General features: G+C 68.9%; 15 protein-coding genes. 10 read left to right on the top strand and 5 right to left on the bottom strand.

Annotated elements, in window-relative coordinates:
• Positions 1-7: 7 nt before the first annotated feature.
• Genes BCM27_RS21890 through BCM27_RS21875 form a run of 4 tightly spaced genes read right to left on the bottom strand, consistent with a single transcriptional unit; the run spans position 8 to position 4,212 of the window.
• Positions 8-760 (bottom strand): SDR family NAD(P)-dependent oxidoreductase, encoded by a 753-nt coding sequence (locus BCM27_RS21890; RefSeq protein ID WP_004022308.1) that lies wholly within the window; start codon positions 758-760, stop codon positions 8-10.
• Between the two features lie 5 nt (positions 761-765).
• The gene (locus tag BCM27_RS21885; protein WP_004022307.1) at positions 766-2,262 is read right to left on the bottom strand and encodes an aldehyde dehydrogenase; all 1,497 of its coding nucleotides are present in this window, start codon (positions 2,260-2,262) and stop codon (positions 766-768) included.
• Positions 2,263-2,266: 4 nt separating this feature from the next.
• Positions 2,267-3,322: a 4-hydroxy-2-oxovalerate aldolase gene (gene dmpG, locus BCM27_RS21880; protein ID WP_004022305.1), complete on the bottom strand. Its 1,056-nt coding sequence runs from the start codon at positions 3,320-3,322 to the stop codon at positions 2,267-2,269.
• Entirely contained in the window at positions 3,319-4,212 is an 894-nt protein-coding gene (locus BCM27_RS21875; protein ID WP_004022304.1) for an acetaldehyde dehydrogenase (acetylating), read from the bottom strand. The genes dmpG and BCM27_RS21875 overlap by 4 nt, the downstream gene beginning before the upstream one ends.
• 247 nt (positions 4,213-4,459) lie before the next feature.
• Between BCM27_RS21875 and BCM27_RS21870 the strand changes: the two genes are divergently transcribed.
• The 7 genes from BCM27_RS21870 to BCM27_RS21840 all read left to right on the top strand — a co-directional run bounded on the left by BCM27_RS21870 (position 4,460) and on the right by BCM27_RS21840 (position 10,054).
• Positions 4,460-5,542 carry a VOC family protein gene (locus tag BCM27_RS21870; protein WP_004022303.1) on the top strand — a complete coding sequence of 361 codons (1,083 nt, stop codon included), beginning with the start codon at positions 4,460-4,462 and terminating at the stop codon, positions 5,540-5,542.
• A gap of 78 nt (positions 5,543-5,620) precedes the next feature.
• Positions 5,621-6,844, top strand: a complete 1,224-nt coding sequence (locus tag BCM27_RS21865) for an acyl-CoA dehydrogenase family protein (RefSeq protein ID WP_051987126.1) — start codon at positions 5,621-5,623, stop codon at positions 6,842-6,844.
• Positions 6,845-7,003: 159 nt separating this feature from the next.
• Positions 7,004-7,486, top strand: coding sequence for a peptide-methionine (R)-S-oxide reductase MsrB (gene msrB / locus BCM27_RS21860; RefSeq protein ID WP_004022301.1), 483 nt, complete (start codon positions 7,004-7,006; stop codon positions 7,484-7,486).
• On the top strand, positions 7,483-8,031 hold the full coding sequence (gene msrA, locus BCM27_RS21855) for a peptide-methionine (S)-S-oxide reductase MsrA (RefSeq protein ID WP_004022300.1): 549 nt from the start codon (positions 7,483-7,485) through the stop codon (positions 8,029-8,031). The genes msrB and msrA overlap by 4 nt, the downstream gene beginning before the upstream one ends.
• Before the next feature lie 123 nt (positions 8,032-8,154).
• Positions 8,155-8,538, top strand: coding sequence for a TA system antitoxin ParD family protein (locus BCM27_RS21850; protein WP_004022299.1), 384 nt, complete (start codon positions 8,155-8,157; stop codon positions 8,536-8,538).
• Entirely contained in the window at positions 8,535-9,110 is a 576-nt protein-coding gene (locus BCM27_RS21845; RefSeq protein WP_004022298.1) for an ATPase, read from the top strand. Before BCM27_RS21850 ends, BCM27_RS21845 begins: the two co-directional genes overlap by 4 nt.
• Complete coding sequence (locus BCM27_RS21840) at positions 9,107-10,054, top strand: PfkB family carbohydrate kinase (protein WP_004022297.1); 948 nt, start codon at positions 9,107-9,109, stop codon at positions 10,052-10,054. The genes BCM27_RS21845 and BCM27_RS21840 overlap by 4 nt, the downstream gene beginning before the upstream one ends.
• 21 nt (positions 10,055-10,075) lie before the next feature.
• On the opposite strand, the gene BCM27_RS21835 is transcribed toward BCM27_RS21840, so the two are convergent.
• On the bottom strand, positions 10,076-10,708 hold the full coding sequence (locus tag BCM27_RS21835) for a flavin reductase family protein (RefSeq protein WP_004022296.1): 633 nt from the start codon (positions 10,706-10,708) through the stop codon (positions 10,076-10,078).
• A 92-nt stretch (positions 10,709-10,800) separates the two neighbouring features.
• Here BCM27_RS21835 and BCM27_RS21830 point away from each other — a divergent pair, with 92 nt between their 5' ends.
• The 3 genes from BCM27_RS21830 (at position 10,801) to BCM27_RS21820 (ending at position 12,618) form a co-directional block, all read left to right on the top strand.
• Positions 10,801-11,532, top strand: a complete 732-nt coding sequence (locus BCM27_RS21830) for a tyrosine-protein phosphatase (RefSeq protein ID WP_004022295.1) — start codon at positions 10,801-10,803, stop codon at positions 11,530-11,532.
• Positions 11,525-11,839 carry a DUF2470 domain-containing protein gene (locus BCM27_RS21825; protein ID WP_004022294.1) on the top strand — a complete coding sequence of 105 codons (315 nt, stop codon included), beginning with the start codon at positions 11,525-11,527 and terminating at the stop codon, positions 11,837-11,839. The genes BCM27_RS21830 and BCM27_RS21825 overlap by 8 nt, the downstream gene beginning before the upstream one ends.
• Positions 11,840-11,937: 98 nt before the next feature.
• Complete coding sequence (locus tag BCM27_RS21820) at positions 11,938-12,618, top strand: hypothetical protein (protein ID WP_033204814.1); 681 nt, start codon at positions 11,938-11,940, stop codon at positions 12,616-12,618.
• Positions 12,619-12,627: the final 9 nt, after the last annotated feature.

Here is a 12,627-nt window from a genome sequence, read left to right as displayed (position 1 = left end):
GACCGGGTTACTGGATGCCGTGGCGAGTTCCGCCATCGGCATTGAGGACGCTGCCGTGCAGGACGGCGGCCTGAGGCTGGAGCAGCATCTCGACGAGCCAGGCGATCTCGTCGAGCGTGGGCAGACGACCCAGCGAGGTCTTGGCCGTGTACCGGTCCCAGATCTCCTGCGGCGTAGCGCCGGTCTCGCGCGATTCGGTGTCGACGAAGGCGCGCAACCGAGGAGTGTCGATGGGTCCGGGTGCGATGGTGTGCACCGTGACCCCTCTGGGTCCGTACAACGCGCCGATCTGTCGCATCAGATTGAACAGGGCGGCGTTGGCGGTGCCCGGGCCGGCGTCGAGGGGCCCCGGTTCGAGTCCGAGCGAACCCGCGATCGCGACGAACCGCGAGCCGTCGGCGAGGTGGTCGCGGACGGCTCGCAGCAACCGGACCGTGCCGGCCACCTTGATGTTGGCGGCGGTGGCCAGCAACGAGGGTTCGATCGCGTCGGCGGAGCCGCGGACCGGGAGACCGGCCGCGAACACCGCGAGTCGTACGGGCCCGTCGAGGCAGGCGCGGATCGCGTCCATGGACGAGTCCTCGGCGATGTCGGCGGCGCACGGGACGATCAGTTCGTCTGTCGCCGCGAGCTGTTCGAGTTCCTCGGCACGGCGGCCCACCGCGAGAACCCGCATCCCGCGCGCCACCAGGCGGCGCGTGAACACGGTTCCCATGGCGCCGGTCGCGCCGACGACCACGGATGTCTCGGTAGTCGACACGGGTCCTACTTCCGGATGCGCAGGGTCACCGCGCGGGGTTCGGTGAAGAACTCGCGGGAGTACTGGCCACCCTCACGGCCCAGGCCGCTGATGCCCTCACCGCCGAAGGGCAGCCGGAGATCGCGTTCGAAGAATGTGTTGATCCAGACCGTGCCGGCCTTCCAGCGTGCGGCCATCCGATGAGCCCGGTCGAGATTCTGTGTGAACAGGATGCCCGCCAAGCCGTAAGGGGAATCGTTGGTGATGCGCAGGGCCTCCGCTTCGGTGTCGAAGCCCAGAACCGTCTCGACCGGACCGAAGATCTCCTCTCGTGCCGTGCGGGAGTCGTTGGTGAGGCCGGTGATGACGGTCGGTGGATAGTAGAAGCCGCCTGCCCGGTCCGGGTCGGTGAGTCGTTCGCCGCCGGTGATGATCTTGCCGCCTTCGTCCTGCGCGAGTTCGACGTAGCCGTGCACCTTGTCGAGGTGCTGCTGCTCGATGAGCGGGCCCATGAACGTCGCCGGGTCCTTGGGGTCGCCGACCACGAGCTTGCGTGCTTCCTCGGCGAAGCGCTCCACGAACTCCTCGAGGATCGAGTTCTGCACCAGCAGGCGGGAACCCGACAGGCAGACCTGCCCGTTGCCGCCGAAGATGGCCCGGATCGACATCGGTACGGCGACGTCGAGATCGGCGTCGGCGAACACGATGTTGGCCGACTTGCCACCCATCTCGGCCGAGACAGGCGTGTGGTTCGCCGCGGCGGCCTGCAAGATCTTCACGCCGGTGGCACTCGATCCGGTGAAGGTGATCCGGTCGACGCGTGGATCGGAGGTCAGCGGTCCGGCGACGGCCTCGCCGCCGAAGCCGTGGACGACGTTCAGCACCCCCGGCGGCAGTCCCGCCTCGAGCGCGATCTGTGCGAATCGGTTGGCGGTCAACGGCGTCTGCGGTGCCGGTTTGAGGACCACGGTGTTGCCGAAGGCCAGAGCAGGCGCGATCTTCCATGTCGCCAGCATCAGCGGCGCGTTCCACGGACTGATCGCCGACACGACCCCGGCGGGCGGGTAGAGGACGTAGGACAGCAGGTCGCCGTCCGGGTATGCCTCGTTCGCGGCCATCGAGACGTAGTCGGCGAAGAAGCGCAGGTTGTGTGCCACCCGCGGGATCTCGGCGTGCAGCGACTGCGTGATCGTCTTGCCGCCGTCCCGGGTCTCGAGCTGTGCCAGCTCCTCTCGATGGTCGTCGACGGCATCGGCGACCGCATGCAGGATCGCCGCGCGCTCCTTGGGCGACATCTGCGGCCACGGTCCGTCGTCGAAAGCGGTGCGGGCAGAGTCGATCGCGGCGATCCCGTCGTCGGCGGTGCCGCGCGCCACCGTCGCGAGCAACGCGCCGTCGTGCGGGTCGCGCGACTCGAACGTGGCGCCGTCCGACGCCGTGCGCCAGTCGTTCCCGATGAGGTGACGCACCTCGGCGGTACCGTTCTGATCGGTGCTGTCTTGATCGGTGACCAACAGAGTCATTTCCTCACACCTCCGCCGCGACGGGCGTCTCGTAGGTGCGGCCCGCGAGTTCCGAGGCCACATCGATGATCATGTCTTCCTGACCGCCGATCACGCCGCGCCGGCCGAGTTCGAGCAGGATCTCCCGGGCCGGGACACCGAACTTCTTCGCGGCGCGTTTGGTGGGGTGGAAGAACGTGGAATACACGCCGGCGTAACCGAGCACGAGCGCGGTCTCGTCGACGATCTGCGGTTCGGTCATCAGCGGTGCCACGACGTTCTCGGCGGTGTCGATGAGCGGAAACAGCTCGACGCCGGTGTCCCATCCCGCGCGTGCGAATGCTGCGGCGAGGACTTCGGTCTGGGCGTTGCCGGCGCTCGCGCCGAGACCGCGCAAGGAACCGTCGATGTAGGTGGCTCCGTTCTCGGCGGCGGTGAGCGCGTTGGCGATCCCAACACCGAGGTTGTTGTGTGCGTGGAAGCCGATGTCCGCGGAGATCGCCTCGCGCAGTGCCGCGACCCGCTCGCCGGCCTGCTGCGGGACGAGCGCACCTGCGGAGTCGACGACGTACACGACGTCGGCGCCGTAGGAGTCGAGCTTCGCTGCCTGCTCGGCGAGTGCGTCGGGTTCGAGTTTGTGGCTCATCATGAGGAATGTCATGACCTCGAGCCCGTTCTCCTTGGCCCACTCGACGGGTTGCTGTCCGCAGTCCGCCTCGGTGCAGTGGACGGCGACGCGGACGGTCGAGATGCCGGCGTCCACCGCCGCCTGCAGTTCGTTCAGGGTCGCGATACCCGGCACGTAGAGGACCGCGATGTCGGCGTTGTCCACCGCGTCGACGGCGGCGCGCACGTATTCGGCATCGGTGGCCGCGGCGAAGCCGTACTGGACCGACGACGCGCCGAGGCCGATGCCATGTGCCACCTCGATCGTCGGGACACCTGCCCGGTCGAGGCCGGAAGCGATGGCGGCGACGTCGCGCGTGGTGAACCGGTGCGAGACGCTCGACATGCCGTCACGCAGCGTCGTGTCGACGAGGGTGACCGAACGGGGCCCGTGGGCCGGGGACTGACTGGTCATCGCAGTGCTCCTGTCTGGAGTGTCGTTGTCACGGCCTTCTCCTGCGCCATCACCTCGGCGACCTGCACGGCGGCCGCGGTGATGATGTCGAGATTGCCTGCGTAGGTGGGCAAGAAGTCGCCCGCTCCGACGACCTCGAGCATCACGGTCACGAGATCACCGTCGACGTCGACGAGTTTCAGGGTGTAACCGGGGACGTAGCGTTGGACCTCGGTGACGATGTCGACCACGGCGCGTTCGATGGCCGCGGGATCCGGGTTGCGCACTTTCGCATATACCGTGTCGCGCATGTTCATCGGCGGTTCGGCCGGGTTGATCACCGAGATCGCCTTGGCCCGGTCCGCTCCCGCGACCTGTGCCAGTGCGCGCCCCGTCTTCTCGCTGAATTCACTGAGATTCTGCCGGGTGCCCGGGCCCGCGCTCGCCGACGCGATGGCCGCGACGATCTCACCGTAGGTGGCGTCGGCGGCCTGGTTGATCGCATAGAGGATCGGGATCGTGGCCTGCCCGGCGCAGCTCACCATGTTCACGTTGGGCGCGTTCACGTGTTCGCGGAGGTTGACCGCCGGGACGACGTAGGGGCCGACCGATGCGGGCGTCAGATCGATCGCGGTGATCCCCGCGTCGGCGTAGCGCGGAGCGACCGCGGCGTGCACCTTGGCCGACGTGGCCTCGAAGACGAGATCGGGAGGCGACGACTGCTGCAGCAGCCAGTCCACGCCCTCTGCCGACGCCTCGAGCCCTTCGGCACGAGCTCGTCGCAGACCCTCACTGGCCGAGTCGATTCCGACCATGTAGACCGGGTCGACGTACACGGATCGCAGCAGTTTGTACATCAGGTCGGTCCCGATGTTGCCCGATCCCACAATGGCGGCAGTCAACCGGCTCATCGCATGTCTCCTTAGCTCGTCGCGCACGCTCGGCCTCCGATGCCGGCGGCGTGCTCGACTCCGAACGCTATGGAGCAGGGGCGGTCTGCGGGGCGGGGACCGGGCAGTCCGAATGCGGAGTCAATCGGCAGCGCCGTTGTTCGGATATCCCGAACGCCGGTGACGACAGTCACACCTCGACGCCATGCTGACGGACATCAGCCAGCAGCCACCGAGATCCGGTGTCGCACGATCCACAGGAGAACCGATGACCGAGAACGCCGCACGCTTCGATGTCGCGCACCTCGCGCGAGCCGAACTGTTGAGCCCCAAGCCGCAGGAAACCCTCGACTTCTTCACCCGATTCCTGGGCATGTACGTGACCCGGAGCGAAGGCCAGTCCGTCTTCCTGCGGGCGTACGAGGACCCCTACCCCTGGAGTCTGAAGATCACCGAGTCTCGCGAACCGGGCATGGGTCACGCCGGTCTGCGGACCAGCTCCCCGGAGGCGCTCGAACGTCGCGCCGCCTCGCTGCAGGGTGCGAACATCGAGACCTCCTGGCACGAGGACGAATTCGGCTACGGAAAGACCCTGGCGTACAAGACCGCGGACGGTCATGACTTCGCTCTGGTCTGGGAGGCCGAGAAGTACGTCGCGCCACCGGAACTGCAGAGCAAGATCCTCACCCGGCCGTCGAAGAAGCCGTTGCAGGGCATCCCGGTCAAGCGCATCGACCACCTCAACCTGATGGCCTCGGACGTCACCGCGGTCAAGACCGAGTTCGAACGCCACCTCGGGTTCCGAACCACCGAGCGGGTCGTCGACGGTGACGTCGAGATCGGCGCCTGGATGAGCTCGAACATCCTCGGCCACGAGGTCGCGTGCATGCGCGACATGACCGGCGGGCGCGGCAAACTGCATCACCTCGCCTTCTACTACGGCACGGGTCAGCACAACATCGACGCCGTGGAGATGTTCCGCGAGTACGACATCCGGATCGAAGCCGGACCGGACCGGCACGGGATCACCCAGGGGCAGTTCCTCTACGTGTTCGAACCGGGCGGCAATCGCATCGAGCTGTTCGGTGAGTCCGGATACCTGCACCTCGACCCGTCTGCCGAGACGAAGACCTGGCAGATGTCCGACATCGACACCGGCCTGGCCATCGGCGGGGCGAAGCTGCCGTGGGAGACCTACTTCACCTACGGCACGCCCAACCCGCTGCCGCTCGAGGAGCACATCACGGCTTTCGCCGACTTCGGTCCGGGCGCAGCGGCGCCGGAGACCGCGGCCGAACTCGTGCCCGACGAGATCGAGCACTCCCGTGCCGTGGCCGATGCGCCGGTCTGAGCCGGGTCGATCGGTTCGATCAGAACAGGAGACTCCTTGAGTGTCATCGACATCACCAGGGTGTCGTCGTCCGACGACATGCCCGACCAGCCGCCGCGGATCGCCGACACCCTGTACCACGACCTCGTGTCGCCCGAGGAGGTGGTCGAGGTCCGTCGCAGGGTTCGGCAGGTCGCGCTTCGCGACGTCGCGCCGGTGGCCGACCGGATCGCGCGGGGCGACGAGCGACTCGACGGCTTCCCACGTGACGTGTTCGATCGGCTGGCCACGGCGGGGATCTACCGCATCCCCTTCGCGGCCGATGTCGGCGGCGACGGACTGGCTCACCCGGCCACCGCGACGGCCACCGCCGTCGAAGAAGTGGCGTACTTCTCCAACAGCGTCGCCGCGATCTTCGACGTCCACTGCATCCTCGCGGGCAATGCCGTCAACCAGGGCACGCCGGAGCAGCGCCGCAGGTGGCTGGCCCCGGTCGTCGCCGGCGAGATCGTCGGCTCCTTCGCCACCAGCGAGCCGGCCGCGTCGAGTGATCTCTCACCCGAGGCGGTCCAGACCGTGGCGCACCGCCGCGGCGACGGATGGGTGCTGAACGGGCGCAAGCGGTGGATCACCAATTCCGTCGTCGCCGCGTTCGTCGTGGTCCTCGCTCGCACCGGTGACCGGCTCTCGACGTTCATCGTCCCGACCGACACCCCGGGGGTCCGGGTGGGTACGCCGGATCGCAAGCTCGGGAACAAGGGCCAGATCACCGCCGACGTGCACCTCGACGAGGTGGAGCTGGGGCGTGAGTCCCTGCTCGGGACCGAGGGCGGCGGGCTGAAGGTCGCCCTGCAGACGCTGACCTACGGACGTATCGGGATCGCGGCGGCGGGTGTGGGCATGGCGCAAGCCGCCTTCGACCGCACCGCTGCCCACCTGCGCACCCGGGTGGCCTTCGGCGAACCGCTCGCAGCCCGGCAGCACTGGCAGTTCCTGATGGCCGACCGCGCGACCGAGATCGCGATCTCGCGCGACCTGTACCTCAAGGCGGCGATGCGGCTCGACTCCGGCACGCGGTTCCCCGAACCGGAGGCGGCGATGGCCAAACTGCGCGGTACCGAGGTCGCGGTCCTGATGGCCCGCGACGCGGTCCAGGCGTTCGGCGGGTTCGGGTTCACCCAGGAACTGGGTGACGACGATTCGTCGGGTCCGGTCGAGGCGCTCTACCGGGACAGCAAGATCGGGGAGATCTACGAGGGTGCCAGCGAGGTGCAGCGCTGGGTCCTCGCCCGGCAGATCTTCGGGCGTGACGTCGTGGGCTGATCGGAGTCAGCCAGGCGTGTCCGGGCCGCCGTCCACCTGGTGGGCGGCGGCCCGGTCGCGGGTCGGGACCAAATCCGGGCATCGTGGTGTTGTGCACGGTGACGCCCTCCGAGATGCGCCGTCGATCGACGGAGCGGGGGAGCGTCGGCAGGAGGAAACGTGAGCAACACCTACCGCAAGACCCCCGAGGCGTTGAGCCGCCTCACCGACGTGCAGTACCGCGTCACCCAGCGGGACGGCACCGAGCGGGCCTTCGACAACGAGTACTGGGACAACCACGAACCCGGGATCTATGTCGACGTCGTGTCGGGGCAGCCGCTGTTCTCGTCGACCGACAAGTTCGACAGCGGAACCGGGTGGCCGAGCTTCACCCGGCCCATCGACCCCGACGCCGTCGCGACGAAGGTCGATCGGAGCCTGTTCATGCGGCGCATCGAAGTACGGTCCGCCGGGGCGGACAGCCACCTCGGACACCTCTTCGACGACGGGCCGCGGGACGCGGGCGGACAGCGGTACTGCATGAACTCGGCATCGCTGCGGTTCATCCCGGTGGCCGAACTCGACGCCGAGGGGTATGGCGAGTACGCCGCCCTGTTCACCGACGACCACACCACCACCGACACCCAGGAGGAGAACGCATGACCACCGACACCGGTCAGATCACCGTCCGCCCCGGCACCGAGACCGCGGTCCTCGCGGGCGGGTGTTTCTGGGGGATGGAGGACCTGATCCGCAAGCAGCCCGGTGTCCTGGACACCCGGGTCGGCTACACCGGCGGACAGAACGACCACGCCACCTACCGCAACCATCCCGGTCACGCGGAGGCGGTGGAGATCGTCTTCGACCCCACGCAGACGACGTACCGCGACATCCTGGCGTTTTTCTTCCAGATCCACGACCCGACGACGCGCGACCGGCAGGGCAACGACGTCGGCACGAGCTACCGTTCGGCGATCTTCCCGGTGACCCCGGAGCAGGAGCAGGTCGCTCGCGACACCATCGCCGACGTCGATGCCTCGGGTCTGTGGCCGGGCAAGGCGGTCACCACGATCGAGCAGTTGGGTCCGTTCTGGCAGGCCGAGCCCGAGCACCAGGACTACCTGCTGAATTTCCCGAACGGCTACACCTGCCATTTCCCGCGACCGGGATGGGTGTTGCCGAAGCGGGATGCGGCCTCGACGCGGTGACACCCGAGACCGGCTGAGAGTGCCGGCGCTCGTCGACGGTCGTCCGACAACGACCGTCGACGGGTTCGTCGGCGTATGCTGGGTCGATGTAGCACTCTGCTACATCCACACGGGAGGTGTGCGATGAGCACCGGTACGGACAAGGTGACCCGATTGTCTGCTGCACTGGTGACCGATGCCGCCCGGGAGGGCGCGCGCGAGCAGCGATCGGCGCGGCAGCAACTCGAACACTGGGCACGTCTCGGCCGCAGCGTCTCACAGCGCACCACCGCGTCGCGTCGGCGGGTCGAGGCCGCGTTGGCCGGCGACCTACCGGCAGAGACGTTGACCGCAGAGGAAGCCGTCGTCTACGACGCCGAGATCGACGCGCACATCGAGGCGCGGCTGGCCACCGACGACCATGTCGTCCGACGCGCCTCGGAGGGGTTCGCCTCGGTCGTCGTCGATGACGCCGGACGGCTCGTCGAACTCCGGCCCGACGGGACGAGCGTCGTCTTCGACCGGTGACACCGAGGCTCGACCTGGTCGTCGGATGCAACGGCGCGGGAAAGTCGACGCTGGTCGAGCATCATCTACAGCCGTTGGTGCGCACACCCTTCGTGAACGCCGACCTGATCGCCCGGCAGCAGTGGCCCGACGCCGCGGAAGCCCACTCCTACGACGCGGCCCGGTTGGCCGCGGCCACCCGCGACCACCTCATCGAGGCCGGTGCCTCGTTCATCGCCGAGACGGTCTTCTCGCATCCGTCGAAACTGGAACTCATCGACCGTGCGCACACCGCCGGATACCGGGTCGCTCTCCATGTCGTGATGATCCCCGAAGATCTCGCCGTGCATCGGGTGCGGCTACGCGTCGACAGTGGGGGGCATGCGGTCCCGGAGGTCAAGATCCGCGAGCGGTTCCGACGCCTGTGGCCGCTCGTCCGCACGGCGATCCTGCGGAGTGACCAGGCAACCGTGTACGCCAACGAGCGAGCGACCACGCGCATCGTCGCGAGGTACGTCGACGGTATGGTCGCGGGCGTGCCCGACTGGCCCGACTGGACGCCGGGGGCGCTCACGGGTTCGGAGGCACGATGAATTCTCACGATCGCGCGACCCGACTGCTCGTCGTCGGCGCCGTCAACGTCGACCTGGTGGTGGAAGCCGATCGTCTCCCGGGTCCCGGTGAGACGGTCGTCGGCCCGACGGTGACGCGGCACGGCGGCGGCAAGGGCGCGAATGCCGCTGTTGCCGCCGCGCGGGCGGGTGCCGAGGTGCGTTACTGCGGGGCAGTGGGTTCCGACGACACCGGCGCGCAGGCACTCGCCGAGTTGCGGGACTCCGGCGTCGACGTGACCGACGTGGGCGTGCTCGACGGCGTCGCCACCGGAATGGCGCTGATCGTCGTCGATCCACAGGGTGAGAATCAGATCGCCGTCGGGGCGGGCGCGAACGCCGCCGTCGACGCCGAGATGGTCCGTGCCGCGGTGGATCGCGCGGCGAGCTGGGCCGGGTGTGTGCTCGTCAGCACCGAGATCCCGCCCGGCGCCGTGGCCGCGGCGGTGACGACGGCCGCTGCGCGAGGTATCCGATGCGTCGTCAATCCCGCCCCGGTGTTGCCGTCGACGGTCGACCTGATGGAGTCGCGGCCGGTGTTCACGCCCAACGCGTCGGAACTTCGTGACCTGCACCGGCTGATCACCGACGGTCGGGACGCCCCGGACGTTCCCGCGGCCGAGCGGGCAACGGCGGTGGCGTCGCGGACGGGTGCCCCGGTTCTGGTGACCCTCGGTGCGCAGGGCGTCCTCATCGCCGATCCGGCATCTGAGGTGGTCGTCCTTCCCGCCGGGCACGTCGACCGCGTGGTCGACACCACGGGGGCGGGCGACACCTTCAACGGAGTGTTCGCGGCGACGCTCGCCGGCGGTTCGACGGTCGTCGACGCGGCGAAGCGAGGTGTCGCGGCGGCGTCGTTGTCGGTGGCCGCGGTCGGTGCACGGACCGGGATGCCGAGCGACCAGGAGATTCGCAGCGCGTTGTGAGCGAACCCGTCGACCGGGCGGTCAGCGCGTGGCGGGTTTCGGTCGCTTCATGAACCGGTGGTGGTCGTCGCTCGGCAGGAAGTAGTCGCCCTGTCCGCCGGCGCGTAGCAGCGGGCGCGCACCCGCCGTGTCGAAGGTCTGGTCCTCGCGAAGCAGGTGGGTGGCGATGTGGATCTTCACGACCTCGCCCAACACCATCCAGCTGTCGACGGGGTCGTCAGCGGCGGTGCGCAACTGGAACGACTGGGTGACCCGGCACTCGAAGGCCACGGGGCTCTCCTCGACGCGTGCCGGCGCGACGAGGTCGGCGGCCAGCGGTGTCAGGCCGGCGACCTCGAACTCGTCCTCGCCGGCGGGCACCGCCGCCGAGGTCGCATTCATCTTCTCGCCGAGGTCGTCGGTGGCGAGGTTCCACACGAACTCGCCGGATTCGATCGCGTTGGCGGCGGTGTCCTTGTAGCCGACGCTGGCGAAGCCGACGATCGGCGGCGTGTAGTTGAAGAGGTTGAAGAAACTGTAGGGAGCGAGATTGCGCACCCCGGTGCCGGACACGGTGGAGATCCAGCCGATGGGTCGCGGCGCGACGATCGCGTTGACGGGATCGTGCGACAGCCGATGGCCGTGCGACGGTTCGTAGGAGTGATAGGTCGTCACCGTCGCAACGGTACGTCAGCGGCCGGACGTGCCGCTGCCTGCGTAAGGTGAGGTGCGACCGACCACCGCGCACTTCGACGATCGGGAAAGCTGTGACTCTCTCCTCTGCCTCTGACCTGCGGACTTTCGCCAATATCCGGGATCTGGGCGGTATGCGGGTCGCCGGCGGCGGCATCACCGCCGCCAATGTGTTGATCCGCAGCGACGCACCGTATCCCGACGACGAGGACCCGGTCGGCATGCCCTGGCCGCCGGCCACCGTCGTCGATCTGCGAGACCCCACGGAGCTGGGCCGGATGGCCGTCACGTGGCCGGCGAACGTGCGGGTCGTGCACCGTCCGGTGTCGTCGGGTGCCCGGGTCGACCGGCTCGCCGACACCGCTCTCGTCGACATCTACACCGCGATGATGCGGACGGGCGGTCACCGGCTGACCGCCGCGCTGAACGAATTCGATCCCAGCGGCGCGACTCTGGTGCACTGCGCGGCCGGCAAGGATCGGACCGGGGTGATCATCGCCATCGCGCTGCTGCTGGCGGGCGTCGACGAGTCGTCGGTCATCGCCGACTACCACCGGACCGAAGATGGCATCGCCGGCGTCTTCGAGCGTCTGCGGTCCCGCAAGCGGATTCCGGCGGGCACCACCCTGGAGGCCCCCATCCTGCGCACCCCGCGCGAGGCCATCGAACTGGTCGTCGGCGACGTGACGGGTGCCCGCGGCGGCGCCTGGGGTTGGTTCGAAGAACAGGGCGGCGACGTCGAGCGCTTCCGGCGGTGGGTCGGGAACTTCGTGCGCACCGAGACGGGGGAGGCCGCGCGTGACTGACGACAACGTCTCGGACACGGCGCAGTTCGCGCCGGATGTCGTGGCGGCCGTACTCGCGCACATGAACGACGACCATGCCGAGGACTCGCTGCTCATCTGCCGGGTGCTGGGCGGACGTCCGGATGCGGTCGCGGCAACGATGACCGGATTCGACCACGAGGCAGCCACTTTCGACGTCTCCGGCCCCGACGGGACTGTCGGTGTACGGCTCCCGTGGGATCGGCCGGTTCGCGACCGAGCCGACGTTCGCGCCGCGGTCGTCGCGATGTTCCGTGCGGCGCAGGAGAACTCCCCCGCCGCTTCCTGATCCGGAAGAACCGCGAAACACTGTCTCGGAAACGCAAGCGACGAGTGTTCCCGCGTGTCCGGAAGCCCGACGACGCCGAGACCGGCGATAGTGGCCGTATGTGGAGGCAACTCGTCGGGTTCGGGCTGTTCGGTGCAGTGATCGCGGCGTTGGGCGCGGCCCTGTCCCTGTCCGATGGCGGCGGCTCGGTGGGCGGTCCCGACATCTGGATGGTGTGGGGCACCGGGGACACGGCGGGTGTCGCGCAAGACCCGACTGACTCGGTGATCGTCGCGGCGGGGGTCGGTGCCGTCACCGGTGCGCTCGTTGCGGGAGTTCTCTGGGCGGTCGGTGTACGTCTGGCGGAGCGCAGCGGCTTGCGGCTCGGCCGGGTGGTGGGCGCCGGGCTGATCGGTGTCGTGGTCGGACTCGCCCCGGCGATCATCCTGCTGGCGAACGCGTTCACCGCCGACTCCGGCGCCGGGTACCCCGTCCTGGTGGTCTACGCCGTGAGTGGGGTGCTCGGTTACGTGCTGGTGCTCGTCGGCATCCTCGGTGTGTTGCGACTGTCCGGTGATGCGCACACCCGGGCCACCGTTCGGACGACCGCGATCTCGCTCCCGGTCGGGGCCGTGCTGGCGACGGCCGCCGGCGTCGGGGTGGCCGGTTGGTTCGGGTACACGACCACCTCGCCGACGTGGATCGCCACGATCCTCGTGGTGACGATGGTCCTGGCCGCGACGTTCGCGGTCGCCCGCGCCGTCGCGGTGCGTCGACGGCCCGAGCCGGTCGTGCCCTGAGGCCGGCGC

The sequence above is a fragment of the Gordonia terrae genome (genome assembly GCF_001698225.1).
GTDB lineage: Bacteria > Actinomycetota > Actinomycetes > Mycobacteriales > Mycobacteriaceae > Gordonia > Gordonia terrae.
Note: the sequence above shows the minus strand (reverse complement) of the source record. Positions and strands in the feature narration are given on the sequence as shown.

What these genes read in the sequence shown, in the direction of transcription:
- BCM27_RS21870 (WP_004022303.1), top strand. Translation starts at nt 4,460, where the DNA reads ATGACCGAGAACGCCGCACGCTTCGATGTCGCGCACCTCGCGCGAGCC.
- BCM27_RS21885 (WP_004022307.1), bottom strand. Translation starts at nt 2,262, where the DNA reads ATGACTCTGTTGGTCACCGATCAAGACAGCACCGATCAGAACGGTACC.
- BCM27_RS21865 (WP_051987126.1), top strand. Translation starts at nt 5,621, where the DNA reads ATGCCCGACCAGCCGCCGCGGATCGCCGACACCCTGTACCACGACCTC.
- BCM27_RS21850 (WP_004022299.1), top strand. Translation starts at nt 8,155, where the DNA reads ATGAGCACCGGTACGGACAAGGTGACCCGATTGTCTGCTGCACTGGTG.
- BCM27_RS21875 (WP_004022304.1), bottom strand. Translation starts at nt 4,212, where the DNA reads ATGAGCCGGTTGACTGCCGCCATTGTGGGATCGGGCAACATCGGGACC.
- BCM27_RS21840 (WP_004022297.1), top strand. Translation starts at nt 9,107, where the DNA reads ATGAATTCTCACGATCGCGCGACCCGACTGCTCGTCGTCGGCGCCGTC.
- msrA (WP_004022300.1), top strand. Translation starts at nt 7,483, where the DNA reads ATGACCACCGACACCGGTCAGATCACCGTCCGCCCCGGCACCGAGACC.
- BCM27_RS21820 (WP_033204814.1), top strand. Translation starts at nt 11,938, where the DNA reads ATGTGGAGGCAACTCGTCGGGTTCGGGCTGTTCGGTGCAGTGATCGCG.
- dmpG (WP_004022305.1), bottom strand. Translation starts at nt 3,322, where the DNA reads ATGACCAGTCAGTCCCCGGCCCACGGGCCCCGTTCGGTCACCCTCGTC.